The organism is Streptomyces sp. NPDC057950 (assembly GCF_042887295.1).
Taxonomy (GTDB): Bacteria; Actinomycetota; Actinomycetes; order Streptomycetales; family Streptomycetaceae; genus Streptomyces; species Streptomyces kaempferi.
This window is the reverse complement of the sequence record NZ_JBHVPP010000002.1, coordinates 469,399-493,683: the sequence shown is the minus strand read 5'-3', so window position 1 is coordinate 493,683 and position 24,285 is coordinate 469,399. Positions and strand designations below refer to the sequence as shown.

At 70.8% G+C, this 24,285-nt stretch carries 23 protein-coding genes and 1 pseudogene; 6 read left to right on the top strand and 18 right to left on the bottom strand.

Going from position 1 to position 24,285, the window contains the following annotated elements; all coding sequences use genetic code 11:
* Positions 1-46 precede the first annotated feature (46 nt).
* From ACFVTC_RS06415 to ACFVTC_RS06400, 4 genes are all read right to left on the bottom strand, one after another.
* Entirely contained in the window at positions 47-766 is a 720-nt protein-coding gene (locus ACFVTC_RS06415; RefSeq protein ID WP_390124514.1) for a DsbA family oxidoreductase, read from the bottom strand.
* A gap of 98 nt (positions 767-864) precedes the next feature.
* On the bottom strand, positions 865-1,368 hold the full coding sequence (locus tag ACFVTC_RS06410) for a GNAT family N-acetyltransferase (RefSeq protein ID WP_390124725.1): 504 nt from the start codon (positions 1,366-1,368) through the stop codon (positions 865-867).
* 60 nt (positions 1,369-1,428) lie between these two features.
* Positions 1,429-2,037, bottom strand: a complete 609-nt coding sequence (locus ACFVTC_RS06405) for a DUF1349 domain-containing protein (RefSeq protein ID WP_168527495.1) — start codon at positions 2,035-2,037, stop codon at positions 1,429-1,431.
* A gap of 124 nt (positions 2,038-2,161) precedes the next feature.
* Positions 2,162-3,691 carry an aldehyde dehydrogenase (NADP(+)) gene (locus ACFVTC_RS06400; protein WP_390124511.1) on the bottom strand — a complete coding sequence of 510 codons (1,530 nt, stop codon included), beginning with the start codon at positions 3,689-3,691 and terminating at the stop codon, positions 2,162-2,164.
* Between the two features lie 131 nt (positions 3,692-3,822).
* Between ACFVTC_RS06400 and ACFVTC_RS06395 the strand changes: the two genes are divergently transcribed.
* The 3 genes from ACFVTC_RS06395 (at position 3,823) to ACFVTC_RS06385 (ending at position 6,605) form a co-directional block, all read left to right on the top strand.
* Positions 3,823-4,596 (top strand): IclR family transcriptional regulator, encoded by a 774-nt coding sequence (locus tag ACFVTC_RS06395; protein ID WP_081223720.1) that lies wholly within the window; start codon positions 3,823-3,825, stop codon positions 4,594-4,596.
* Between the two features lie 3 nt (positions 4,597-4,599).
* The gene (locus ACFVTC_RS06390) at positions 4,600-5,073 is read left to right on the top strand and encodes a GNAT family N-acetyltransferase (RefSeq protein ID WP_390124508.1); all 474 of its coding nucleotides are present in this window, start codon (positions 4,600-4,602) and stop codon (positions 5,071-5,073) included.
* Between the two features lie 80 nt (positions 5,074-5,153).
* Positions 5,154-6,605 carry a peptidoglycan D,D-transpeptidase FtsI family protein gene (locus ACFVTC_RS06385; RefSeq protein WP_390124506.1) on the top strand — a complete coding sequence of 484 codons (1,452 nt, stop codon included), beginning with the start codon at positions 5,154-5,156 and terminating at the stop codon, positions 6,603-6,605.
* 59 nt (positions 6,606-6,664) lie between these two features.
* On the opposite strand, the gene ACFVTC_RS06380 is transcribed toward ACFVTC_RS06385, so the two are convergent.
* Positions 6,665-8,116, bottom strand: coding sequence for an NCS2 family permease (locus ACFVTC_RS06380; protein ID WP_390124503.1), 1,452 nt, complete (start codon positions 8,114-8,116; stop codon positions 6,665-6,667).
* Between the two features lie 517 nt (positions 8,117-8,633).
* Entirely contained in the window at positions 8,634-9,428 is a 795-nt protein-coding gene (locus tag ACFVTC_RS06375; RefSeq protein WP_390124500.1) for an HAD family acid phosphatase, read from the bottom strand.
* Positions 9,429-9,661: 233 nt separating this feature from the next.
* Between ACFVTC_RS06375 and ACFVTC_RS06370 the strand changes: the two genes are divergently transcribed.
* The 3 genes from ACFVTC_RS06370 to ACFVTC_RS06360 are packed head-to-tail and all read left to right on the top strand — an operon-like array spanning position 9,662 to position 10,690.
* On the top strand, positions 9,662-10,036 hold the full coding sequence (locus tag ACFVTC_RS06370; RefSeq protein WP_390124498.1) for a hypothetical protein: 375 nt from the start codon (positions 9,662-9,664) through the stop codon (positions 10,034-10,036).
* Complete coding sequence (locus ACFVTC_RS06365) at positions 10,026-10,244, top strand: hypothetical protein (protein WP_390124496.1); 219 nt, start codon at positions 10,026-10,028, stop codon at positions 10,242-10,244. Before ACFVTC_RS06370 ends, ACFVTC_RS06365 begins: the two co-directional genes overlap by 11 nt.
* Positions 10,241-10,690, top strand: a complete 450-nt coding sequence (locus ACFVTC_RS06360) for a hypothetical protein (protein WP_390124494.1) — start codon at positions 10,241-10,243, stop codon at positions 10,688-10,690. Before ACFVTC_RS06365 ends, ACFVTC_RS06360 begins: the two co-directional genes overlap by 4 nt.
* A gap of 22 nt (positions 10,691-10,712) precedes the next feature.
* Here ACFVTC_RS06360 and ACFVTC_RS06355 read toward each other — a convergent pair.
* From ACFVTC_RS06355 to ACFVTC_RS06300, 12 genes and pseudogenes are all read right to left on the bottom strand, one after another.
* Positions 10,713-11,368: pseudogene (locus ACFVTC_RS06355) on the bottom strand (hypothetical protein); the annotation flags it as partial.
* A gap of 2 nt (positions 11,369-11,370) precedes the next feature.
* Entirely contained in the window at positions 11,371-12,678 is a 1,308-nt protein-coding gene (locus ACFVTC_RS06350; RefSeq protein ID WP_390124491.1) for a polysaccharide lyase family 1 protein, read from the bottom strand.
* 212 nt (positions 12,679-12,890) lie between these two features.
* Positions 12,891-14,228: an ABC transporter substrate-binding protein gene (locus ACFVTC_RS06345; protein ID WP_390124488.1), complete on the bottom strand. Its 1,338-nt coding sequence runs from the start codon at positions 14,226-14,228 to the stop codon at positions 12,891-12,893.
* A 172-nt stretch (positions 14,229-14,400) separates the two neighbouring features.
* Positions 14,401-15,969 (bottom strand): family 43 glycosylhydrolase, encoded by a 1,569-nt coding sequence (locus ACFVTC_RS06340; RefSeq protein WP_390124485.1) that lies wholly within the window; start codon positions 15,967-15,969, stop codon positions 14,401-14,403.
* Positions 15,969-16,823 (bottom strand): PmoA family protein, encoded by an 855-nt coding sequence (locus ACFVTC_RS06335; RefSeq protein ID WP_390124483.1) that lies wholly within the window; start codon positions 16,821-16,823, stop codon positions 15,969-15,971. Before ACFVTC_RS06335 ends, ACFVTC_RS06340 begins: the two co-directional genes overlap by 1 nt.
* The gene (locus ACFVTC_RS06330; RefSeq protein WP_390124480.1) at positions 16,820-18,016 is read right to left on the bottom strand and encodes a Gfo/Idh/MocA family protein; all 1,197 of its coding nucleotides are present in this window, start codon (positions 18,014-18,016) and stop codon (positions 16,820-16,822) included. Before ACFVTC_RS06330 ends, ACFVTC_RS06335 begins: the two co-directional genes overlap by 4 nt.
* On the bottom strand, positions 18,013-18,915 hold the full coding sequence (locus ACFVTC_RS06325) for a carbohydrate ABC transporter permease (RefSeq protein WP_390124478.1): 903 nt from the start codon (positions 18,913-18,915) through the stop codon (positions 18,013-18,015). Before ACFVTC_RS06325 ends, ACFVTC_RS06330 begins: the two co-directional genes overlap by 4 nt.
* On the bottom strand, positions 18,912-19,847 hold the full coding sequence (locus ACFVTC_RS06320) for a carbohydrate ABC transporter permease (protein ID WP_390124476.1): 936 nt from the start codon (positions 19,845-19,847) through the stop codon (positions 18,912-18,914). The genes ACFVTC_RS06325 and ACFVTC_RS06320 overlap by 4 nt, the downstream gene beginning before the upstream one ends.
* A gap of 199 nt (positions 19,848-20,046) precedes the next feature.
* Positions 20,047-21,795, bottom strand: a complete 1,749-nt coding sequence (gene araD, locus ACFVTC_RS06315; protein ID WP_390124474.1) for an L-arabinonate dehydratase — start codon at positions 21,793-21,795, stop codon at positions 20,047-20,049.
* Complete coding sequence (locus tag ACFVTC_RS06310) at positions 21,783-22,691, bottom strand: dihydrodipicolinate synthase family protein (RefSeq protein WP_390124471.1); 909 nt, start codon at positions 22,689-22,691, stop codon at positions 21,783-21,785. The genes araD and ACFVTC_RS06310 overlap by 13 nt, the downstream gene beginning before the upstream one ends.
* Positions 22,688-23,344, bottom strand: a complete 657-nt coding sequence (locus tag ACFVTC_RS06305; protein WP_390124469.1) for a GntR family transcriptional regulator — start codon at positions 23,342-23,344, stop codon at positions 22,688-22,690. The genes ACFVTC_RS06310 and ACFVTC_RS06305 overlap by 4 nt, the downstream gene beginning before the upstream one ends.
* A 274-nt stretch (positions 23,345-23,618) precedes the next feature.
* Positions 23,619-24,206, bottom strand: a complete 588-nt coding sequence (locus tag ACFVTC_RS06300) for a TIGR03086 family metal-binding protein (protein WP_390124467.1) — start codon at positions 24,204-24,206, stop codon at positions 23,619-23,621.
* Between the last annotated feature and the right edge of the window lie 79 nt (positions 24,207-24,285).

Here is a 24,285-nt window from a genome sequence, read left to right as displayed (position 1 = left end):
CGGTTCCCCTGAGGAACGCTTATACAAGCGCCCCGACCAGGGACTTTCAGTGCTGGGGCACGGCGCATCCGTCCGGGCCGCAGACCTCCGCGTCGCCGGAGTCCTGCTGGATCAGCCGCAGCGGCGGGCGCTCTCCCCATGCCTGGGTCAGCGCCTGGGTGAACACCTCGGCGGGCTGGGCGCCGGAGACTCCGTACTTGCGGTCCAGGACGAAGAACGGCACGCCGTTCGCGCCCAGCTCGGCCGCCTCGCGCTCGTCGGCGCGCACGTCGTCGGCGTACGCCTTCGGGTCGGCGAGGACCGTGCGGGCCGCGTCCGCGTCGAGTCCGGCCGCGACGGCCAGCTCCACGAGCCGCTCGTCGTCGCCGAAGACGGTCCGCTCCTCGGCGAAGTTCGCCCGGTAAAGCAGCCCGATCAGCTCGTCCTGGCGGCCCTGCTCCTTGGCGAAGTGCAGGAGGCGGTGCATGTCGAAGGTGTTGCCGTGGTCGCGGTCCCTGGTGCGGTAGGCGAGGCCCTCGGCGGCGGCCTGCGTGCCCAGGTTCTCCTCGCCGGCCTGCGCCTGCGCCTCGCTCATGCCGTACTTCTTGGTGAGCATCGCGAGGACGGGCTGGATGTCACCCTTGGCGCGGCCCGGGTCGAGCTCGAAGGAACGGTGCACCACTTCGATCTCGTCGCGGTGCGGGAAGGCGTCGAGCGCCTTCTCGAAGCGCGCCTTTCCCACGTAGCACCAGGGGCAGGCGATGTCGCTCCAGATCTCGACGCGCATGTCTCGGCTCTCTCCAGGTCGTACGGGTACGGGGATACGGCGGCACCCTCCACGGGTCCTCGGGCGGAAACGTTCAGGCGGCCGGGTTCATTCCCCGTTCATTCCCCGGGGACGGTGTACCGCAGGAAGAGGTGGTGATCACCCTCGGCCGGCGGGTTCTCCGGGTCCGGCACCCAGCCCTGGCGGGCGTAGAAGGCCTGCGCGCGTTCGTTGTCGACGTGCACGTCGAGCGTGGCCGTCCGCTTCCCGTCGGCCTGCCACTCCTCGACGCAGGCCGCGTGCAGGGAGGTGCCGATGCCGTCGCGCCAGCGGTCGGGGGCGACGTGGAACTGGAAGAGCTTCACGGAGTCGGCGGGCGCGCCCTCGTCGCCGCGGAAGGAGGCGATGCCCACGAGTCGCCCGTCGCGCACCGCGCACAGCACATGGGTGTCCGGGCGCTCGATGGCGCCGCGCCAGAGCGCCGGCCAGTCGAGTCCGTCCTCGGGCAGGCCGTCCGGGTAGTAGGTGGCGCGGGCGCGGACATGCAGGTCGGCGATGGCGGCGGCCTCGCCCGCCAGCGCGGTCCTGATCACGAGGGAACCGACGGTGCGGTGCGTTCTGATCACGTACCGAAGGACGTGGCGTCGGGAGTTCCGGTTCCGGTCCGGCCGAACCGGCTGCGGTCAGCTGCCGTCCCTCAGGTCCTGGGGCCAGTGCGGGCGGAACTCGATGCCGTCGTACGTGACCACGCAGCCCTCCCCCATCGGGGACTGCGTCATGAAGCCGACCAGCGCGTCGGACGTCTCCTTCTCGTCGCCCAGCGTGAAGAGCCGGATGAAGGTCCAGTTCGTTCCGTTGCGGGAGGCGTGGAAGGCGAAGGCGCGGCCGGTCCTGCTGATCCGCAGCCAGACGGAACTCCCCTCCACGGTGAAGGAGTTGGCGTCGTCGGAATGACCTCGGGTGACCACCGTGCAGACGGTGGGCACGTCCGGGGAGTACTCCAGGCACAGCTTCGCCCAGGCCCGCTCCCCCACGTGGACGTAGAGCACGCCCGCGTCGAAGGAGGCACCGAAGCCGACCGTGACCCGGGCGATCAGCTGGAAGTCCCCCTCGGGGGCGCCGAGCAGCCGGGGCGCGTCCGAGGCGGGGTCCAGGGCCTCGCCGGTGGGCGGCACGAAACGGTCCTGGCGACCGCCGGCCCAGCCCGCGAGCACCCCGTCCTCGTAGGACCAGTGTCCGTCCGGGCCGTACGTGCGCAGGGAGAAGGGAAGTTCGGGAAGTTCCAGGTCCATCTTCCAAGTCTCCCAGGTCCGCCGCGGCCCGCTCACGCAGGGCGCGGGCGGCCGCGCGACCGGCCGGGGCCGGGCCCGCGGCCCGCCGACGGCCGCGGGCCCGAGGACGCCTCCCGCCGAGCTCTCAGCGCTCCAGCCGCCCGTTGAACCGGCGCGGCAGGTCCAACGGGTTGTCGTCCCGCAGTTCGGCCGGCAACAGCGCCTCGGGAGCACCCTGATAGGCCACCGGCCGCAGCCACCGCTCGATCGCCGTACCGCCGACGGAGGTCGACGTGGACGTCGTCGCGGGATACGGGCCACCGTGGTGCTGGGCCGGGGCGACGGCGACGCCCGTCGGCCAGCCGTTGACCACGACCCGCCCCGCGAGCGGCGTCAGCTCGGCGAGGATCTCGGCGCCGCGCCCCTCGCCGGCTGCCTCCTCGGCGGAGAGCTGCACGGTGGCGGTGAGGTTGCCGGCCAGACGGGCGAGGACCGCGCCGGCCTCGGACTCGTCCTCGTAGCGGACGATCACCGTGAGCGGGCCGAAGCACTCCTCCAGGAGCAGGTCGTGCTCACCGGCGGTCGCGAGCCTCTGCGCGGGCACGGTCAGGAAGCCGGGGCTCACCGTGTGTTCACCGCCCGCGCCGGGCGTCACCGGGGCCTCCACGCCGGGGAGTCCGGCGCGCTCGGCGACCCCGGCGACGAAGTTGTCGCGCATGCGGTGGTCGAGGAGGACACCGGCGTCGGTGTCGCTGACGGCGTCCGTGAGCGACTTGACCAGACGGTCGCCGGCCGCGCTCGCCGGGGCCAGCACCAGGCCCGGCTTCACACAGAACTGGCCGACGCCCAGCGTCATCGAGCCCGCGAGCCCGGCGCCGATCGCCTCGGCGCGCTCGGCCGCCGCGGCCTCGGTGACGACGACGGGGTTCAGGGAGCCGAGTTCGCCGTGGAACGGGATCGGCACGGGGCGCGCGGCCGCCGCGTCGAAGAGCGCCCGGCCGCCACGGACGGACCCGGTGAAACCGGCCGCCGTGACCAGCGGGTGCCTGACGAGTTCGACGCCCGCCTCGAAGCCGTGCACCAGGCCGACGACGCCCGGCGGGATGCCGTGCCGGCCGGCCGCCCGGCGCAGGACGGCCGCGACCAGCTCGGAGAGCGCCGGGTGGTCGGGGTGCGCCTTGACCACCACCGGGCAGCCGGCCGCCAGCGCGCTCGCGGTGTCGCCGCCGGCGACCGAGAAGGCGAAGGGGAAGTTCGAGGCCGAGTAGACGGCGACGACGCCCAGCGGCACCTTGTAGCGGCGCAGGTCCGGGATCGGCGGGGTCGCCGTGTCGTCGGGGTGGTTGATCACGACGTCGAGGAACGCGCCCTCGTCGACGATGTCCGCGAAGGCCCGCAACTGGTAGCAGGTGCGGGTGAGTTCGCCGGTGAGCCGGACCGGGCCGAGCGCGGTCTCCGCGTCGGCGGCCTCGACGAGGTGGTCCTTGGCCCCTTCGAGCAGGTCCGCGGCGGTACGCAGGAAGGCCGCGCGCGCGGTGCGGTCCACGAGGGCTCCCCGGGCGGCGTGCGCGGCGCGGACGGTCTCGTCGACCTCCTGGGCTGTGGCCTCCACCGCAACCTGCTCGCGCTGCTTCCCGGTACGGGGGTCGACACTCCAGACTGGTGCTGCTGCCACCGGGGGTCCCTCCAGATGTGATGCCGCGGTTCTTGTGTCACCGACCAGCGGCGTTCGATATACTGAACGCTGTCTCTGATGGTGAATATGATGCGGAGACTATTTCCCGTCCAACGAGGGGGTCAAGGGCGATGTCGGCAGGCGAGACAGGCGGCGGAGCGCAGGTCAAGTCCGCGGTACGGACCGTGGAATTGCTCGAGTACTTCGCGGGCCGGCCCGGAATGCACTCCCTGGCCGCGGTCCAGGAGGCCGTCGGCTATCCGAAGTCCAGCCTCTACATGCTGCTGCGCACCCTCGTGGAGCTCGGCTGGGTGGAGACGGACGCGACGGGCACGCGGTACGGCATCGGAGTACGCGCCCTGCTGGTCGGCACCTCGTACATCGACGGTGACGAGGTGGTGGCCGCGGCCCGGCCCACCCTGGACCGGCTGTCGGACGACACCACCGAGACCATCCACCTGGCACGCCTGGACGGCACGAACGTCGTCTATCTGGCCACCCGCCAGTCCCAGCACTATCTGCGCCCCTTCACCCGGGTGGGCCGCCGCCTCCCGGCGCACTCGACCTCACTGGGCAAGGCGCTGCTCGCCACCCACACCGACGAGCAGGTCCGCAAGATGCTCCCGGAGACGCTCCCCGCCCTCACCGAGCACACGATCACCGACCGGGAGAAGCTCATCGAGGAGCTGCGCCAGGTGCGGGAGCAGGGCTTCGCCGTGGACCGCGAGGAGAACACGCTGGGGCTGCGCTGCTTCGGCGTCGCGATCCCGTACCGCACCCCGGCCCGTGACGCGATCAGCTGCTCGGTGCCGGTCGCCCGGCTCACCCCCGCGCACGAGCAGATGGTGAAGGACGCTCTGTTCGACGCCCGCGACCGGCTGACGCTCGCCACCCGGAGGCTCTGAACCATGGAGATCGCGCTCCGCCCGGTCCACGACAGCGACCTGCCGGTCTTCTACCGGCAGCTGAACGACCCCGAGTCCCTGCGGATGGCCGCGTTCACCCCGAGGGACCCTGCCGACCGGGACGCGTTCGACGCCCACTGGAGGCGTGTCCGCGCCTCGCCCGGCACACTGACGCGCACGGTCCTCGCGGACGGCGACGTCGTGGGCAGCGCCGCGGTGTACGGGGAGCCCGGCGAGCGCGAGGTCACGTACTGGATCGACCGGGCCTACTGGGGCCGGGGCATCGCGACGGCCGCGCTGCGGGGCCTGCTGGCGGAGGTGCCCGAGCGCCCGCTGTACGCGCGGGCGGCGGCCGACAACCCCGGGTCGCGGCGGGTCCTGGAGAAGTGCGGGTTCCAGGTCACCGCACAGGCCCGGGGGTACGCGCACGCGCGCGGCGAGGAGACGGACGAGGTCGTTCTCACCCTGGCGCGCTGACCCGGATCTCATGAACGGCGCATGAGAAGTGCGGGCGGAAGGGAACGATCCACCCGCGTCCGCTCGTCCTTCTGTGCGGGATGAACAAGACGATCAGGCGTGCCGCCGTCTTCACTCTGCTGCTCGTGCTCTCCCTGTTGATCAGGGCGACGTGGGTGCAGTTCTACGACGGCAGGGCACTCGCGGACGACAAGAACAACCGGCGCAACGCGATCGAGCAGTACGCGAACCCGCTCGGGAACATCATCGTGGCCGGCGACGCGATCACCGGCTCCGCGCAGACGAAGGGCAGCGACCTCAAGTACAAGCGCACGTACACCGACGGCAGCCTGTACGCGGCCGTCACGGGCTACAGCTCGCAGGTGTTCGGGGCGACCCAGCTGGAGGGCATCTACCAGAACCTGCTGGACGGCACGGACAACCAGCTCAAGAACCCTCTCGACACGGTCACCGGCAAGCGCTCCGATCCGGGTGACGTGGTCACGACGATCGACCCGGCCGTGCAGAAGGCGGCGTACGAGGCGCTCGGCGACAAGAAGGGCGGGGCCGTCGCCATCGACCCCAGGACCGGCAGGATCCTCGCCGCCGTCTCCACCCCGTCGTACGACCCCTCGCTGCTGAGCGGCGGCGACTCCGCCGCCTGGAAGAGGCTGACGAAGGACGCGGACAAGCCGATGACCAACCGGGCGCTGCGCCAGCCGCTGCCCCCGGGGTCGACGTTCAAGCTGGTCGTCGCCGCGGCCGCGCTGGAGGACGGGCTGTACCCGGACGTGGACACGCGGACGGCCAGCCCGAACCCGTACACGCTGCCGAACACGACGACCGTCCTGAAGAACGAGAACGCCTCCGCGCCCTGTGCGAACGCCCCGATCCGTGTCGCGCTGCAGTACTCCTGCAACAACGTCTTCGCGAAGATGGCCGTCGACCTCGGCCAGGACAAGCTGAGGGCGATGGCCGAGAAGTTCGGCTTCAACGACACCTCGCAGGACGTGCCGGTACGGGCGTACCCGAGTGTCTATCCCTCGGGCATGGACAAGTCGTCCACGGCGCTGACGGGCATCGGCCAGTACGACGTCACCGCGACCCCGCTCCAGATGGCCATGGTGTCGGCGGCTCTTGCCAACGGGGGCAAGCTGGTCTCGCCGCACATGGTGGCGCGGACCAGTGACGCCGGCGGCAAGGTGGTGACGAACTACGACGACCATACGGAGACCAAGGAGATCGTCAGTCCGTCGACCGCCGGACAGCTCCGGTCCGCGATGCGCACGGTCGTCAAGGACGGCACGGGCACGAACGCCCTGATCCCCGGCGCGACGGTGGGCGGCAAGACGGGAACGGCCCAGCACGGCGAGAACAACAGCAAGACGCCCTACGCCTGGTTCACGTCCTACGCGACGTCCGACTCGAACGGCAAGGAGGTCGCCGTCGCGGTCATGGTCGAGCAGTCGGACGCGGCGCGCTCCGAGGTCAGCGGCAACGGCCTGGCGGCCCCGGTGGCCAGGGCGATGATGCGGGCGGCCCTGAAGGGCTGAGGCGCCTCGCACGGCGCGGGGCCGCCCCGCATACCCGGGGCGGCCCTTCTCGCCTGCCGTCACTTGACGCCGAACAACTGCCTCACCGGATCGATCGCGAAGTACACGAGGAAGAGCGCCGACACGGCCCACAGCAGCCAGTGGACCTCACGGAGCTTGCCGAGCACCGCCTTGATCACGACGTAGGCGACGAAACCCGCACCGATGCCGTTGGTGATCGAGTAGGAGAAAGGCATCGCGGCGATGGTGAGGAACGCGGGGATCGCGATCTCGTAGTCGTCCCATTCGATGTGCTTGACCTGCGTCATCATCAGGAAGCCGACCGCGACGAGGGCGGGGGCCGCCGCCTGGAGCGGGACGATGGTGAGCAGCGGGGTCAGGAACAGGGCGAGAGCGAACATGCCGCCGGTGATCAGGTTCGAGAAGCCGGTCCGCGAGCCCTCGCCGACCCCTGCCGCGGACTCGATGTACGCGGTGCTGGACGAGGCGGAGGCCGCGCCGCCCGCGACCGCCGCGGCACCGTCGATGAACAGCACCCGGCCGATGCCGGGCACCTTGCCCTCCTCGTCGAGCAGCCCGGCCTCGGCGCTGACGCCGACGATCGTGCCCATGGCGTCGAAGAAGTCCGACAGGATGAGGGTGAAGATCAGCAGGACGACCGTCAGAGTGCCGGTCTCGCCGAAGCCGCCGAACAGGCTGAAGTGACCGACCAGGCCGAAGTCCGGGGCGTCCACCACGTCGGAGGGGATCTTCGGCGTGGTCAGGCCCCAGCTCTTGATGTCGGCGGCCGAGTCGATGATCACGGCGAGCACCGTCATCGTCACGATGCTGATCAGGATGGCGCCCTTCACCTTGCGCGCCATCAGTCCGATGGTGAGCAGCACACCGAGGCAGAAGACCAGGACGGGCCAGCCGGTCAGCGAGCCCGTCGCGCCCAACTGCACGGGTACGGTGGTGTTCGCGACGTCCGGGATACGGCTGACGAAACCGGCGTCCACGAAGCCGATGAAGGCGATGAACAGCCCGATACCGACGCCGATGGCGTGCTTGAGCTGTTGCGGGATGGCGTTCATGACCGCTTCGCGCAGTCCGGTGAGGACCAGTACGCAGATGATCACGCCTTCGATGACCACCAGGCCCATGGCGTCGGGCCAGCTCATCAGCGGGGCTATCTGGAAGGCGACGACGGCGTTCAGACCGAGGCCCGCCGCGATCGCGAGCGGCAGGTTGCCGCCCACCCCCATGATGACGGTCATCACCGCGGCCACCAGGGCGGTGGCCGTGACGAGTTGGCCACTGTCGAGGTGGTGGCCGAACTTGTCCTTGACGCTGCCGAGAATGATCGGATTCAGGACAAGGATGTAGGCCATCGTGAAGAACGTGGCGAAACCGCCGCGTATCTCCCGCCCGAACGTGGAACCCCGTTCGGAGATCTTGAAAAACCGGTCGACGCTGTTCGCCGCCGGTGGCACGGGACTTGGCCGCTCTGCCGCCTTCTGCGATTCGGACATGGCGATACTCCTCGTAACCTGCGTGTCGGGTGTGCGGATGCTGGCTGGATTGTTCCCACGTTGAACCGCGTTCAGGTTTTCCCTGTGTTACGGAATCCGGTCGCCCCGCCGCACGCCGTTCGAGGCCCTGTCCGAACGCCTCCACGGCCACGCATCGCGTCACACGGCGACACCGATTCCCCGTGGACGGCGGACGGGGACCGTATACGCGGCCGGGCCTCCCGCCGCGGGCGCGCGCCACGGACCGACGGCCCCGTGCCAGGCGGCCGGGGGTGGCTCCGCAGCACGGATTCGCGCCGCGGGACAACCGCCCGCTCGTTTTCTCCGTCCTCTCCGGTGCGTGGAGGAAGGACACCGGTCGACGGCTCCACGGGCTCGGCCCCGCCGAACCCGGTGCGTCGTCCGGCCCCGTGGATCTGCTGGCCTGAGCCCCCCTCGGAGCCAGTCAGAGGAGCGCCCCCGCCGGTGACGACCGGCGGGGGCGTTCGCCTTGTCCCACAAGGAGGACGGGAGCGCGTCAGCTGACGAAGTACGTCGGGTTCGGCAGCTTGTAGGTCTTGTCCGCGTAGCCGCCGTCGAGGTCCGAGTACTGGTCGCCGAAGTTGGCGACGATGTCGTACCCGAGGGACTCGATGTGCTTACGGGTACCGGCCTTGTACTGCACGGTGGTGCAGTTCCAGGCGGCGGCCGTGGCGCAGGAGCTCAGGTACGCGGGCGGGTTGGCGGCGTCCTTGAGGAACATGTGGGCGGCGTCGAGGTTGACGTCGGCGCCGACCTTCCTGAGGTTCGTGACCGCGTCGACGCGCTGCGACTCCTTCAGGCCCGAGTTGTAGAAGACCTCGACGCCCTTGGACTTGGCGTACGCGACGAGCTCGGGGGTGCCGAAGACGGCCGGACGGTCGGCCTGGGCCACGTACGACGCCCACGTGGCGGAGTTGTACGTGTAGTTGGTCTTCTTCTCGTAGTCCAGGGAGAGCAGCAGCGTGTCGTCGATGTCGAAGACGACCGCCGGCTTCTCGCCCCGGTGCCTCGCCTTGTGCGCCGCCTTGTCGATGTGGCGCTCGGCGTCCGACTCCAGGCGCGCGAGGTCCTTGGCGTACTGACTGGTGCCGGATGCCTGGTAGACGCCGTTGCCGTCGAGTGTGGTGCCGTAGTAGGTGTCGATGTCCTTGACCAACACCCCGATGTTGTAGGGCTCGTGGGTCGAGTTCGCCGTCGACTGCCCGGCGTTGGCGACACCGGTGCCGTAGAGGGCGGCACCGGCGATGGCACAGGCGGCACCGACGGCCGCCGCTCTGAGGGACTTCCGCATGGGTTCTCCGGATCTGGGTGAGTTGATTAACCGGCCGTTCCGCACCAGGTCACCGACTGTCTACGCGCATCACCCACGACACGCGAGAGTCTTTATCCGATCGATATCTCACCCACAGGGAGCGCTTCCGTCGACGCATTGCCCGCCAGTGACATGTCCTTGACCTTCCCTTGAAGCGGTTCTCCTAGGGTCGGAACGCACATGCGAACGCTGCGTCGGACGGGGAGATCCGCATGGGTGAGGGCAACGGCGACGGCATGGTCCTGCACATCCGCACCGCCGATCTGAAGCGGGCGGCGCCCGACTTCCAGGAAGGGGCGAAGAACCTCGGCAAAGCGCTCACCACTCTCGTCACCACCCTGGACGGCCTGGGCAAGCCCTGGGGCGACGACAAGCAGGGCTCCGAGTGCGGTGACTCCTACTCACCCCTGCAGAAGAGGATCGAGAGCGCCGCGGGCACGCTCGTACTCGGCCTGGTGAGCATCCACGAAGCCATGGACGACCTGGCCGACGGACACGTGGACAACGACCAGTTGATCGCCGGGATGTTCACCGAGGTGAAGGTCACGGACAAGGACCGGCAGAGCGACGGTGCCGGTGAGCGTTGAGGACGAGGCCAAGAAGATCCTGCTGAAGCTGGGACTGTGGTGGCCGGACGCCGACTCCGGTTCGCTGCGGGCCGCGGCGACCGCCTGGCGTACCTTCGCCGACGCCGTCGACGACGTACGGGGGCCGGTGCACACGAGCGCCTCCTCCCTCATCCACGGGAACCGCATCATCACCTTCTTCCCGGTAGGAAAGAGCTACGTCCCGTGATCACTGTGCACTTCACCGTCCGGCCCGGCCAGGGTGACCCCAGTGGGTTCGACCTGGGTGACATGTCCGTCACCGGGGATCTCGGTACGGCCGACTCGGCGGGCCGTACTCCCGACCAGGGCATGATGATCCACCTCTCCGTGACGCAGCTGCTGGACAGCCTCGGCACGCTACTCCGTGGCCATGGCAGAACGGTCACTTTCACCGGTGTCGACACCTCGTTCGCTCTCGTCTTCCGGCGCACCAGGGACGGAGTCTCCGTCGCCTCCGAGGACGGCGTCATCGCCCGCACGACGCCGGGCGAACTCGCGTCGGCGGTTCTGGGCGCGGCCGAAGCACTGTCCCTCACCCTGCCCACGGGGGATCCGGCCGCGTCCGACTGCGCGGACGCCTTGGCGGCATTTCGTCCGCTGGTGTCACGGCCCGGTCCTGGTGGCGCTCATTGACGTGGGGAGGGACGGACCGTTGCGGGCACCAGTCCCCGAGGAACACCTCCCGGGTCGCCGACTCGGGCTCCACGGAGCTCAGTCGGGGCCGATCGGGCGGGACGCCGATCACCGCTCCAGGTCCGGGGCCTCGCCGCTGACCCGGCCATGGGTGACCAGGTGGCCGCGCGGGTCGGCGCACGCGGTGGAGCGGGCGAAGACGAAGCCGTACGGGGCCCCGGCCAGGTCCGTACGGTTCAGGCGCGCGGTGAAGCCGTCGGCCTGCACGGTCGTGGTGGCCGACCCGGTCGTGCCGTAGGTGCCGCCGCCGGGCTTCGGTGTGCCGGCCGCGTTGTCGTACACCACGACGACCTCCCGCGGGTCCCCGGAGGCGCCGATCCAGGTCACCTCCGTACGGTCGGCGCCGACGGCGACGGTCTCGCGGTAGGTGCCCGGGGCGAGGACCAGCGCGTGTCCACTCCCGCCCGCCGCGTCCACGGCGGCCTGGACGGTGGTGTGGTCGCCGCGGCCCCCGGGGTGCACGTGCGGAGTGCGCGCGCCGAGGCGGGCGGAGGGCGAGCCGTAGCGTCCGAACGGTGACCGGATCGCCGCGCGGGCGGGGGCCGCGAGCGCCGGAGCCAGTACGGCTCCGATGCCCGCGGCGGCGAACGTCCTTCTGCCGAACGGGACTTCGGCCACGCTCAGCAGACCTTGCCGGCGCCCGCGCGATGGTCCACGATTCCCGGTACCGCCCTCGGCGGATCGACATGGGTCCGCAGGGCCGGTGTCCATCCGGCGCCGGACCGCAGCGTCTCGGCCGGGAACTCCGCGTTGTGCACGGCGATCAGATCCGTCGCCACCCCGTTGACGTAGTTGTCCCTGGCGGTGAGCGGCGCCTCCTTCCACTTCTTCAGGACGGTCGCCGCGCTGATCCCGCCGGGGAGGGTGAACGCGTTGTGCTCGGCGACGAGCCGGGACTCCATGCCGATGCCGTAGCTGTAGGAGAAGCCGTCGCCCGCGACGAAGTGGTTGTTGTACGAGTCCACCTGGCCGAAGCGGACCCGCGGCGCGCGCTCGACCAGGTTCGAGAACAGGTTGTGGTGGAAGGTCACCTTGAGGTGGCCCCGGTCGACCGCGGCCGTGGAGGCGCTGTCGCTGTTGCCGACCAGGATCGTCTTGTCGTGGTCGGTGAACACGTTCCAGGACGCGGTCACGTAGTCCGCGCCCCTGACGATGTCCAGCTCACCGTCGTGCTGCTCGTAGATCCGGCCGAAGTACGCGGGAAGCGAGCTGTCGGGGTGGTCCCCGTCGGTGAAGGTGTTGTGGTCCAGCCAGACGTGGGTGGACCCATGGACGACCGCGCTGTCGTACTCGGAGTTCCAGCTGCCGACGGCCGTGTCGGTCGGGTCCCACTGCGGGAAACAGTCCAGCGGGCTCTCGAAGGTGAGGTTGCGGACGATGACGTTGTCCACGGCCTTGATCTGGAGGGCGGCTCCCCTGAAGCCCGCGTTCCTGCCGATGCCCACGAGAGTGGTGTCGGCGGGGATGTCCGCCTTGACGGCGGCGTCCTGGCGGGCGGCGGAGGCGCGGCGCAGGCCTTCGGGGCTGTCGTCGGCTTCGGCGTCCAGGTTGGTGCCGTACCCCCAGTTCTCCGGCGCGTACTTCCTCAGATAGGCGTCGAAGTCGTAGCCCGGCACGGCGAAGGACTCGCAGCCCTCGGCGGCGGCGTCGATCACGCCCTTCACCCTGATGATCCTCGGAGCGGTGGAGCCGTCGTTCAGCGCGGCCTTGAACTCGGCCCAGGTGCCGACGGTGTAGACGTGCGCGGCGTCGGCGGCGGCGCCTCCGGTCGTACCGGTGGTGGCGGAACCCCAGCCGTCGCCGGCGGGGAGGGTCTGGCGGCCCGGGTCGCGGGGCCGCGCCTGGGCGGGGGTGCCGGTGGCGGCCAGGACGAGGGCGGTGCATCCGGCCAGCGCAATAATGACACGTACATGACACTTATTGATCATGGTGCGGCTCTCACTTTCCGGTGGGAGGAGCTGAAGGGTCGTACGGGGAGTCCGCGCGGACCCGCCGTGACCGGCCCGGGGCCTCGGGACAACCCGTGCGGGGCAGTCCCGCGCCCCCGGACCGGCCTCGCACCGGCCGCCCGGCGTGGCGGACCGGCCGAACGGACCTGCGCGCGAACCGGGGGAGCGATCGGCGCGCCGGACCGGCCGGACTAGTGATTCGCCTTCCAGTCCGCCTGCGCCTTGTCGAGCTGGTCGGCCAGCGTGTCCAGGAAGTCCTTCGCGCTCATCTTCCCGAGCAGCAGCTTCTGGAAGTTGGGCTCGTTGTCGGCCTTGGAGATGGTGTTCCAGTCGGGCAGGTAGTACGGCAGCTGCACGATCTTGGTGTCGGCGCCGTTGAGTGCCTCCGCGGCCAGCTTGGTCGGCTCGGCCCGCTGGATCCAGGCGTCCTTCGCGGCGTCGGTGTTCGCCGGGACCTGGCCCGCGGACTCGTTGAACTTGGAGTTCTCCGCGGCCGAGACCGCGAACTCGATGAACTTCCAGGCCGCCGACTTGTTCTTGCCGGACTTGAACAGGCTCAGCCCGTCGACCGGGTTGGACACCTGCACCCGCGTGCCGTCGTCCTGGGTGGGGTTCGGGATGCCCCTGAACTTCCCCGCGCCCAGCGCCTTCAGGTGGTCCTGGTAGGAGCCGAGATTGTGGCTCAGCATGCCGATGCTGCCGCTGTCCCACTGGGCGACCATCTTGGCGAAGTCGTTGTTGACGTCGGCGGACGGGGTGTCCTTCTTGTACAGGGCGATGTACTTCTCCAGGGCCGCCACGTTCCTCGGGTCGTTGACGGTGGTTTCGTCGCCCTTCCAGAACGAGGTGAGGCCCGTCTGGCCGTACACCGCGTCCAGGGCCGGCGCGATGGCCCCCTCGCCGCCTCGGATGGTGAAACCGAACCGGTTCCCGCCCTTGTCGGTGAGCTTGTCGGCGGCTTCGTAGAACTTCGCCCAGGTGGTCGGCGCTTCCAGGCCGGCCGACTTGAAGAGGTCCGTGCGGTACCACAGCGTGCCGTTGTTCGCGGAGGTCGGCACCTGGTAGAGCTTGCCCGCGCCGCCCGCGGCCCGGCTGACGTCGAGCAGGTTCTGGCTCAGCCTGCCCTTCAGCGGGCTCTTGTCCAGGCGGCTGTCCAGTGGCTCCAGCGCGCCCTGGACGGCGACCTCGGCGAGCATCGCGGTACCCACACCGCCGACGTCGGGCAGACCGCCGCCCTGGATGGCGGTGTCGTACTTCGACTGGGCGCTCGCCGCGGGAATGCCCACGTAGTTGACCTTGATGTCCGGGTACTTCTTCTCGAAGTCCGCGATGATCTGCTTCCAGATGTCGGTGCGGACACCGCCGTTGTTGTCCCAGAAGGTGATCTCGCCCTTGCCCGAGCCCTCGTCGCCCTTGTCCCCCGCCGCCCCGCTGCCGTTGTCGCCGCAGGCGGTGGCGGTGAGCGCGAGCACGGAACCCAGGACGACGGCCAGCGCGGAGCGCCTGGTTCTGTGGATGCTGATCTTCATTGGTCGGCTCTCTTCTTCTGGTTCCAGCAGGGTTGCGGGGTCTGATCGGTCATGGTCCGCCGGTGCGGGCGGCACCGGCTCCGGATGTCCGGTACGCGGTAACGGAAAGCGCTTGCTCGGAAGATGCGGCACTGCGGCTCCCAACGGGCAGACGGATGGCGGTGGATGACCCTCAGGGGGTCGCGGTGATGCGGAACCGCGTGAACGAGGCCGCTCCGGCGTGTCCCGCGCCGAGGGGGGCGAGCGCGAAGAGCCCGAGCAGGGCGCCGACCCAGCGCCAGGGGGTGGCGGCGAAGACCTGGCCGGAGGACACCCGGCCGGCGCCCACGTCGTACGAGAAACGGCAGCGCGCCCCCGCGCCGGTCTCGATCCACAGCCGGGCCCGGCCCTCGGGTGCCTCCCGGGAGGCGGCGGCGTCGCGCTCCCTCGCCCACGGCCCCGAAGTCCTGGCAGGCACCCCGGCCACGACGGACTCGGCGAACCGGTGCACGAGCCGCACCGACCCGTCGGGGTGACGCTGGAGCCCGATCCAGCTGAACGCGTCCCCGAGCACGGCGAGTCCCGCCCGCGCGCCGGGTTCCTCGCTGTCGAGCCGCAGCTCGACCTCGGCGGTGGCGGCGATCCCGGGCAGCCGCTGGGTCAGGACGTGCGGCAGCCTGCGCAGATCGTCCGCGTCCGCCGTCCGTACGCAGGTCAGCCGCAGCCCGTCGGAGGAGTGCTGGGTCGCCCACCCCGCCTGCGGGTTGGCGGTCCACTGCCACTGCCGCCCGAACCGGCCGCCCGGGAAGTCGTCGTCGGTGGCGGGTGCCGAGGGCGGCTGTCGCGGCAGATCGGGCTTCGGGTGCACGGTGACGGGGGCGCCCTCGTCACCGAGCACGGGCCAACCGTCCGGTCCGTCCCAGCGCATCGGCTGAAGGTGCACGACCCGCCCGTACGGGCCGCGGTGCTGGAAGTGCGCGAACCAGTCCTCGCCGGCCGGCGTGCGCACCCAGCCGCCCTGGTGCGGGCCGTTGACCGCGGTCTTCCCCTGCTCCAGCACCACCCGCTCCTCGTACGGGCCGAAGAAGCCGCGCGAGCGGAAGGCGCCCTGCCAGCCGGTCTCCACTCCCCCGGCGGGCGCGAAGATCCAGAACCAGCCGTCGTGCCGGTAGGCCTTGGGCCCTTCGAGGGTGAACCAGCCGGGGATCCGGTCCGCGTCGATGATCACCTCGCCCTCGTCGAGCAGTCCGGTGCCGTCGGGGCGCATCCGGTGCCCTGTGAGCCGGTTCTTCACGCCCGAACGGGATCTGGCCCAGGCGTGCACGAGGTAGGCCTCTCCGGTCTCCTCGTCCCACAGCGGGCAGGCGTCGATCAGCCCCTTCCCCTCCTTGACGAGGTGCGGCCGGGTCCAGGGGCCGCGGATCTCGGGGGCGTTGACCTGGAAGACGCCGTGGTCGGGGTCACCCCAGAAGATCCAGAACCGGTCGTCGTGATGCCGCAGCGACGGCGCCCACACCCCGCAGTCGTGCCGGGGCACGCTGAACTCCCGCACCGGTTCGAGGCGTTGCAGCGCGTGGCCGACGAGCGTCCAGTTGACCAGGTCGCGGGAGTGCAGCAGCGGCAGGCCCGGCACCCGGCCGAAGCTGGAGGCGGTGAGGTAGAAGTCGTCCCCGACACGGAGCAGATCGGGGTCGGACCAGTCGGCGTCGAGAACGGGGTTGCGGTAGGTGCCGTCGCCGAGGTCGGAGGAGGGAAGGCCCATCAGGGGCTCACCGCCGTGCGGACGAGCGCGGCGGCCTCGCCCCGGCCGAGGGCGCCGTCCGCGACGACGGTCACGACCCGCCGTACGACGGTGTCCCCCGCCCCGACGGGCAGCCGCTCGGTGTGCGCGAGGCAGGAACCGACGCCCGGGTACTCGGCGGTGCGCACGAACCACGGGTCGCGGCGGGTCCGTTCGGTGGCCCCGGCGAAGACCAGGGTCCAGCTGGCGCCCGCGAGCGCCAGCCAGTCGGCGCGGGTGCCGTGCACCGCCTCCACGCCCTCGGTTTCGGCGGTGAACACGCGCGGCGCCCTGGACTCCTTGCGGGCCCGCCAGAAGAAACCGCCGTAGGCCGCGCCGGGCCGCCCGTTGGTGGCCGGGCTGCCGATGGAGAGGGGCTTCGCGGTCGTGTTCGTCAGCGAGAAGGTGAAGTCCAGCGCCCAGGCGGAGTCGGTGAGCCGGGTCGCGGCGACGGTCCGGTGCTCACGCAGCAGTTCGCCGCCCGCGGCCAACCAGCGCAGTTCCTCCACGAAGCCGTCAGGGTCGCTCAGCCGGAAGCCGGCGTGCCGCTGGGTGCCGTGGTTGGCGAGCTCGGTGGGCCCCTGGTCGCGTACATAGGTGCGCCCGCCCCAGAAGTTGTGCCCCTCGACGTCGGGAACGGCGACACCGACGCCGAGGTGGTGGAGGTGGTCGGCGGGGCTGGACTCGGTGACCGCCGTGCCGGCCAGGGTGGTCACCGGGTGGAGGTACGGACGAGGGGAGAGCCGGGGGGACAGCTCGGGGCGGGTGTGGTACCGGCCGACCGGACGGCCCGCGACGCGCAGGACCGGCGACTCGTGGTGGGGCGCGGTGTTCATCCGGAGCTCACCTCGTTCGGGGGCGCCCAGGAGGCGCCCAGTTCGGAGTACAGGGCGAGGGTGTCGGCCGCCGTCGCGACGAGTCCGTCGATGCCGCGCACGATCCGGCGGTTCTCCGCGGCGACCGTCTCCCAGGCCCCCGCGGGCAGCGCGACCGGGTCGGGGGCCCGGCGGATCGCCTCGACGACCTTCATGAAGGCGCCCGTCGAATCCGGTGCGACCAGCAGCTCGTCGCCGTCGGTCAGATGGGCGACCAGGTTCTCCAACAGGTCCGTACGCCCGTACTCGATCTCCTCCGGGCCGTGTCCCGTCCGCTGTACCAGTACGCGGTCGAGCTTGTACCAGAAGGTGATCCGGCCGCCGCTGCCGTGCACCAGGACGTACGGCTCGCCGGGCCGCTCGGCGCAGAGCGTGGCGGCGACGGCGACCCTGCCCCAGGGGGTGGTGACACGTACGCAGGAGGTGTCGTCGGACTCGATGTCGTTGGCGCGCAGCAGCTCGGTCTCGATCGCGGCGACGTCCTCGGCACGGGTGGCCCCGTGCAGGGCGAGGGCGGTGACGACGGCGTGCGCGAGGGGGTTGGTGAGGGCCCCGTCGATCACGTCCACGCCGTTCAGGCGGCGCTTGCCCGCCCATGCCGCCCTGCGGTAGTAGGCCTCGTCGCGCGCCCAGGCACCCGCCGCGCCGATCCCGGTGACCGTGCCGAGCACACCCGCCGCGATCATCTCCCGGATCGCCGGCAGCGCGTGCGAGCCGAGCGACTGGAAGCCGATCTGGCAGGCGACCCCGGCCGCCGCGACGCCGTCGGCCATCCGGCGGAACTCGGCGTACGAGGGCGCGGGGGGCTTCTCCAGCAGGAGGTGCACGCCCCTGGCGGCGGCGACGAGCGCCAGGTCGGTGTGGGTCGGGATGGGCGTGCAGATCACCGCGATCGCGGCGGCGGTGGAGTCGAGCAGGGCCCCGAAGTCGGCGGCCTGCTCGGGAGACCGGCCCCCGGAGTCCGCGAAGTCCCCGAACGCCGCCTTGAGTTCGGCCGGCGTGAGCGGGTTCGGCTCGCAGATGCCGGCCAGCCGTACGAGGCCCTTGTCCTGGAGCCTGCGGATGTTGCCCAGGTGCCAGCGGCCGTGGCCGCGCGCCCCCGCGAGGACGACCGGCAGCGGGAGTTCCCCGCCCGGCGTGTTCCTTCCGCTCATCCCTTCACCGCCCCCGCGCTGAAGCCGGTGATCAGCCACTTCTGGATGAAGGCGAACACGATGACAACGGGGACGGCGGCGATGATGCCGCCCGCGGCGAGCGCCCCCAGGTCGACGCTGTCGGCGCTCATCAGGGTGTTGAGGCCGACCGGGATCGTCTGCTTGCTCTGGTCGCTGAGGAACATCAGGGCGAACAGGAAGTGGTTCCAGGCGTGCACGAAGGCGAAGGAGCCGACCGCGATCAACCCCGGGCGCAGCAGCGGGAGCACGACGATCCGGAAGGAGGTGAGGCGGCCGCAGCCGTCGACCCAGGCGGCCTCTTCCAGTGAGTACGGCACGTTCCTGATGAACCCGCTGATGAGGATCATCGACAGCGGCAGCTGGAACACCGTCTCGGCGATGACGACGCTGCCCAGCGAGTTGATCATCTGGAGCTTGGCGAAGATCTGGAACAGCGGTACCAGCAGCAGTGCCCCCGGGACGAACTGGGAACACAGCAGAGCCAGCATGAACCCGCGTTTGATCCTGAAGTCGAAGCGGGCCAGGGCGTATCCGCCGGCCAGGGCGACCACGGTCGTCATGACGAGCGTGGCGACGGCGATGAGCACGCTGTTCTGGAAGTAGGTCCCGAAACTGCGCTCGGTCCACACCTTGTCGAAGTGCTCGAAGGTCATGGGCCACGGCACCAGTGAGGTGGAGCCTGCCGGGCGGAGCGCGAAGAGCAGGATCCAGTAGAAGGGGATCAGGGTGAAGAGCAGGTAGACGCCGAGCGGGAGGTAGATGTGCCACCGCGGGACCTCGTCCCAGGCACGGCGCCTCGCGCCCGGACGCTGCCGGGGTTCCTCGGCGGCGGGGGCCGGTGCCGCGGGGGCGCCGACGGTGACGTCCTCGGTGATCACTTGTCCCCGCCTCCGAACTTGCTCAGCCGCAGATAGACGATCGAGCAGAAGAGCAGAATCACGAACGCGACCGTGGTGAGGGCGGACGCGTAGCCGAAGTTGTGAGCGTCGACACTGGTGTTGGCGATGTAGAGGGGAAGGGTGGTCGTCTCGCCCGCGGGCCCACCGCCGGTCAGGGTGTAGAGCAGGTCGACGTTGTTGAACTCCCAGACGGCGCGCAGCAGGGTGGACAGGATGATGGCGTCCTTCAAGTGCGGCAGGGTGATGTGCAGGAACTGCCGGAAGCGGCTCGCGCCGTCCACCTCGGCGGCCTCGTACAGGTCCTTGGAGACTGACTGGAGGTCGGCCAGGATGAGGATCGCGAAGAAGGGCACACCGCGCCACAGGTCGGCGACGACGGCCGCCGGGAAGACGGTGGCGGTGTCCGACAGCCAGCTGGTGCCGTACTGGCCGATGCCCGCGTCCGCGAGGTAACGGGTGATGCCGGTCTGGGAGTTGTAGAGCAGTACCCAGATCGCGGAGGTCAGCACCCCGGAGACGGCCCACGGCGAGAAGACCAGCGCCCGGCCGACCGCGCGGCCCACGAAGGTCTGGTTGACGATCAGTGCCAGCGCAAGGCCGAACAGCAGTTGCAGACCGACCTCGACGACGACCCACTGGGCGCTGAAGGTCAGCGTGTCCCAGAACTGGGGGTCGGCGGTGAAGGCGTGCACGAAGTTGTCGAAGCCCGCGAACCCGTTGCGCCACGGCTTGGTGGGGTTGTAGTTCTGCAGGCTGTAGTAGAAGACGCTGATGACCGGGTAGGCGATGAAGCCCAGCATCAGCAGTCCCGCGGGGGCGATCAGCAGATACGGGAGCCTGCGGGGCGTCGCCGAGCCGCGGCGCCGCCGGAGCGGCGCGGGCTGTTTCGCCACGGCTGCGGCTTGGGCCATGACTGTTCTCCGTTCTTGCGGGTGCCGTGGAACGCTTGCTGCCGGTGTCGGTTCCGGCGGGGTCCGGTGTCGGTTCCGGCGTCGGTTCCGGCGTCGGTTCCGACGGGACAGGAAGCGCTTGCTACGCGCGCATGGGTCTGCGCGCTTCGGAGGTGCCGTCCGGGTGGTCGGCCGGGGGCGCGGTCCTCGCGGACCGCCCTCACCCGGCGTAGGGATCCGGCACTTTGCCCGGCCGGGCCAGGAACGCGAAGTCGCAGCCGGTGTCGGCCTGGGTGATCTGCTCGTTGTAGAGCGCCCCGTAGCCGCGCTCGTACCGCTCGGGCGGTGCCGTCCACAGCGCCTTGCGCCGAGCCAGCTCCTCGTCGTCCACGTCGAGCCGGAGCGATCGCGCCTCGACGTCCAGGATGATCGTGTCGCCGGTCCGGACCAGGGCGAGCGGGCCGCCGACGTGCGACTCGGGCGCCACGTGCAGGACGCAGGCGCCGTAACTCGTACCGCTCATCCGGGCGTCGGAGATCCGGACCATGTCCCGTACGCCCTGCTTCAACAGGTGGTCGGGGATGGGCAGCATGCCGTACTCGGGCATGCCGGGACCGCCCTTGGGCCCGGAGCCGCGCAACACCAGCACACTGTCCGCCGTGATGCCGAGGGACGGGTCGTCGATGGTCCGCTGCATCGTCCGGTAGTCGTCGAAGACGACCGCCGGCCCGGTGTGCTTGAGCAGCCGCGGCTCGGCGGCGATGTGCTTGATGACCGCGCCGTCGGGGCAGAGGTTGCCGCGCAGGACGGCGACACCTCCCTCGGCGGCGACGGGGTTGTCCCGGGGGCGGATGACGTCGTCGTCGTGCACCCGGGCGGTGGCCAGTTGCTCGCGCAGGGTGTCGTACGACACCGTCGGCCGGTCCAGGTGCAGCAGGTCCGTGATCCGTGACAGGAACCCGGGCAGACCGCCGGCGAAGTGGAAGTCCTCCATCAGGTACGTCCGGCCGCCGGGCCTTACGTTGGCGAGCACCGGCACGGTCCGCGCGATCCGGTCGAAGTCGTCGAGCGTGAGGGTGACGCCCGCGCGTCCGGCCATGGCGATCAGGTGGATGACGGCGTTGGTGGAGCCGCCGAGCCCGAGGACCGTCGTCACGGCGTCCGTGAAGGCCTCCTCGGTGAGGATGTCGGACAGCTTCCGGTCCCGGTGCACGAGGTCGACGATCCGCAGGCCCGCGGCGGCCGCCATCCGGTCGTGACCGGAGTCCACGGCCGGGATGCTGGACGCGCCCGGGACCGTCACCCCGAGCGCCTCGGCGGCGGCGGTGAGCGTGGACGCCGTCCCCATGGTCATGCAGTGGCCGGGGGACCGCGCGAGGCCGCTCTCCAGTTCGGTCATCTCGCAGTCTCCGATGAGTCCGGCGCGCCTGTCGTCCCAGTACTTCCACATGTCGGTGCCGGAGCCGAGGACCTCGTCGCGCCAGTGACCGGGCAGCATCGGCCCGGCGGGCACGAAGACGGCCGGCAGGTCCACGGAGGCCGCACCCATCAGCAGGGCGGGGGTGGACTTGTCGCAGCCGCCCATCAGCACCGCGCCGTCCACCGGGTAGGAGCGCAGCAGCTCCTCCGTCTCCAGGGCGAGCAGGTTGCGGTAGAGCATCGGGGTCGGCTTCTGGAAGGTCTCGCTGAGGGTGGACACCGGGAACTCCAGTGGGAAGCCCCCGGCCTGCCACACGCCCCGCTTCACGGCCTGCGCCCGGTCCCGGAGGTGGACGTGGCACGGGTTGATGTCGGACCAGGTGTTCAGGATCGCGATGACCGGCTTGCCGAGGTGCTCCTCGGGCAGATAGCCGAGCTGGCGGGTCCTGGCCCGGTGGCTGAAGGAGCGCAGTCCGTCGGTGCCGTACCACTGGTGGCTCCTGAGGTCCTCCGGGCGCCTCCTCTCCCGCCCCGTGCTCACAGCGGCCATCCCGCGGCGATGGCGGCGACTTCCGACCGCTCGGACTCGGACAGCTCCCTGCTCGGCGGGCGGACCTCGCGCTGGCACAGACCGAGCGAGGCGAGCGCCTCCTTGACCACGGTCACGTTGTTGGCGGAGGCGTCGGCGGCGCGCAGTTCCTCGAAGCGGCGGATCTGCTCCCAGACCTTCATGGCGGCCGGGTAGTCGCCGGAGCGGAGCGCCTCGATCATGTTGAGCGAGAGCGACGGGGCGACGTTCACCAGGCCGGAGGTGAACCCGGTGGCACCCGCCGAGAAGTAGGAGGGCGCGTAGGGCTCGGCGAGCCCCGCCACCCACACGAACCGTTCGAGTCCCGCGTCACGGGCGAAGGCGGCGAAGCGGGCGGCGTCCGGGACGGCGTACTTGACGCCGATCACGTTCGGGCAGGCGTCGGCGAGTTCGGCGAGCCTGGCGCCCGGGAGCCGGGGGTTGCGGATGTAGGGCACGACGCCCAGCTCCGGCACGGACTCGGCGACGGCCCGGTGGTAGTCGAGCCAGCCGCCCTCCGAGACGTACGGGTGGACGGGCTGATGGACCATCACCATCGCCGCCCCGAGCGTGCGGGCGTGCCGGGCGGAGGCGACGGCGGTCGGTACGTCGTGCCCGACCCCGACCAGGACGGCAGCCCGGTCACCCGCCTCGTCGATGGTCAACTCCGTGACGAGCTGCCGCTCTTCGGGGGTCAGGGCGTAGAACTCGCCGGTGTTGCCGTTGGGTGTGAGGGTGCGGACCCCGCCGTCGAGCAGCCGGCGCAGCAGGGACCGGTGGGTGTCGCGGTCGACCGTCCCGTCCTGCGCGAAGGGGGTCACGGGGATCGCCACGACCTCGGCGAGCGCCGCCCGTTGGGCCTCGTACGTCGCTGTCATTCCCGTCCGTCCTCCTGCCGGGCCGGGGGGAAGGCCCGTCGCACGAACGACTCGATGTGGGCGTGCAGCGCGCGGGCCGCGCCGTCCGCGTCGTCGTCGAGGGCCAGGCGCAGGATCTCCCGGTGTTCGCCGGCCTCGCGCTCCCAGGACGGGTCGGCCGCCCAGGCGACCGCGGAGACCAGGGCGGCCTGGTCGCGGACCTCGTCGAGCATGCGGCCCAGCAGGGGGTTGCCGCAGGACACGTACAGGGCGCGGTGGAACTCCCGGTTGGCCAGGGAGCGTTCGGCGGTGTCGGTGGCTTCGTCGGCGCGGGTCAGCGCGTCCCGTGCGGCGGCGAGCGTGGCTCCGCGCAGGACGGACCGGCGCAGCGCTTCCGGCTCCAGCAGCAGCCGGACGTCGTACACCTCACGCGCCATGTCCGCGTCCACCATGCGCACCGTGACGCCCTTGTACTGGTTCATCACGACGAGTCCGGTACCGGCCAGGGTCTTGAGCGCCTCGCGCACGGGCGTCTTTGACACCCCGAACTGCGCGGCGAGCTCGCTCTCGACCAGGGCCTGACCGGGCGTCAGCTGCCCGGTGAGGATGCGGTGTTTGATGCCCTCCAGCACGAACTGCGTGCGGGACGGTATCGGTATGGGCACAGAGGTCATGCGCGCCTCTCGGATCTCACGTATCGGATCTCACGTATCGCGTCTCATATATGACGTACGAAGTACGACGCGATGAACGTAGGAGCGCGCTCGTGTTTCGTCAACGCTTCGGACCGAAGAAAGAAAAGAAAGGGGGCGAATCGCGGAAGGCCCCGTCCGAAGCCCTGGGCGGGGCTTCGGACGGGGCCCGGGAACTCCGGGTGGGACAGGGCGTGTTGCGAAAGTCCCGCCGTCCGCCCGGAGTCGCGAGGCAGGCGGGACTTCGCAACACGGCCTAGGACTTCCAGCCGGGGTCGCGGCCGCTGAGGGCGATCAGAAGGTCCAGCAACGGCGCGTCGTCCGGCACCGGCACCACGGGGCCGAACACGCCTCCGCCCCGGCCGGGGTCCTGGGCGGCCGCGGCGAGGAAGCCGTACGACGCGTGCAGCGCGGCCGGGTCGGGCTCGTACTCCTGGCCGGTGGCGCGGGCCAGGTCCCAACCGTGCACGACCAGTTCGTCGGCGACCACCGCACCGGCGACGGCGCCCGGCAGGGTCACCCCGCCCGCTCGGGTCTCCCCCTCCCAGGCGGCCGGGTCGCGCCAGACCTCCACGAGTTCGTCGAGTGCCTTCGGCAGGCTCTCGCGCCAGTCGGGGGCGATGTCCGGCACGGCCGTGTCCGGGCTGGTGTCGGTCCTGGCGCCCAGGTTCTTGCGTCCGGCGTCGCAGAAGGCGACGGCCAGTCCGCCGATGTGCCCGAGCATGTGGTGCACCGCGTAGGCCGGGCAGGGGGTGACGTCGTCGAGCTGCCGCTCCGTCACCCCCGCCACGAGTCGCGCGACGATCAGGGCCTGCGGCCCCAGGTCGAGAGTCGGGTCGGTCATCGGCTGCTCCTCGGTTCCGAATTCGCACAGAGTCCGCTCGTGGGGTAGACGGGCGTCGCACCGAGAACTCATCGGCGCG

Bases quoted from the DNA above. Each gene is read 5' to 3' on its own strand.
- ACFVTC_RS06415 (WP_390124514.1), bottom strand. From the start codon at position 766: ATGCGCGTCGAGATCTGGAGCGACATCGCCTGCCCCTGGTGCTACGTG.
- ACFVTC_RS06405 (WP_168527495.1), bottom strand. From the start codon at position 2,037: ATGGACCTGGAACTTCCCGAACTTCCCTTCTCCCTGCGCACGTACGGC.
- ACFVTC_RS06395 (WP_081223720.1), top strand. From the start codon at position 3,823: ATGTCGGCAGGCGAGACAGGCGGCGGAGCGCAGGTCAAGTCCGCGGTA.
- ACFVTC_RS06390 (WP_390124508.1), top strand. From the start codon at position 4,600: ATGGAGATCGCGCTCCGCCCGGTCCACGACAGCGACCTGCCGGTCTTC.
- ACFVTC_RS06385 (WP_390124506.1), top strand. From the start codon at position 5,154: ATGAACAAGACGATCAGGCGTGCCGCCGTCTTCACTCTGCTGCTCGTG.
- ACFVTC_RS06380 (WP_390124503.1), bottom strand. From the start codon at position 8,116: ATGTCCGAATCGCAGAAGGCGGCAGAGCGGCCAAGTCCCGTGCCACCG.
- ACFVTC_RS06375 (WP_390124500.1), bottom strand. From the start codon at position 9,428: ATGCGGAAGTCCCTCAGAGCGGCGGCCGTCGGTGCCGCCTGTGCCATC.
- ACFVTC_RS06370 (WP_390124498.1), top strand. From the start codon at position 9,662: ATGGGTGAGGGCAACGGCGACGGCATGGTCCTGCACATCCGCACCGCC.
- ACFVTC_RS06350 (WP_390124491.1), bottom strand. From the start codon at position 12,678: ATGATCAATAAGTGTCATGTACGTGTCATTATTGCGCTGGCCGGATGC.
- ACFVTC_RS06345 (WP_390124488.1), bottom strand. From the start codon at position 14,228: ATGAAGATCAGCATCCACAGAACCAGGCGCTCCGCGCTGGCCGTCGTC.
- ACFVTC_RS06340 (WP_390124485.1), bottom strand. From the start codon at position 15,969: ATGGGCCTTCCCTCCTCCGACCTCGGCGACGGCACCTACCGCAACCCC.
- ACFVTC_RS06335 (WP_390124483.1), bottom strand. From the start codon at position 16,823: ATGAACACCGCGCCCCACCACGAGTCGCCGGTCCTGCGCGTCGCGGGC.
- ACFVTC_RS06330 (WP_390124480.1), bottom strand. From the start codon at position 18,016: ATGAGCGGAAGGAACACGCCGGGCGGGGAACTCCCGCTGCCGGTCGTC.
- ACFVTC_RS06320 (WP_390124476.1), bottom strand. From the start codon at position 19,847: ATGGCCCAAGCCGCAGCCGTGGCGAAACAGCCCGCGCCGCTCCGGCGG.
- araD (WP_390124474.1), bottom strand. From the start codon at position 21,795: ATGGCCGCTGTGAGCACGGGGCGGGAGAGGAGGCGCCCGGAGGACCTC.
- ACFVTC_RS06310 (WP_390124471.1), bottom strand. From the start codon at position 22,691: ATGACAGCGACGTACGAGGCCCAACGGGCGGCGCTCGCCGAGGTCGTG.
- ACFVTC_RS06305 (WP_390124469.1), bottom strand. From the start codon at position 23,344: ATGACCTCTGTGCCCATACCGATACCGTCCCGCACGCAGTTCGTGCTG.
- ACFVTC_RS06300 (WP_390124467.1), bottom strand. From the start codon at position 24,206: ATGACCGACCCGACTCTCGACCTGGGGCCGCAGGCCCTGATCGTCGCG.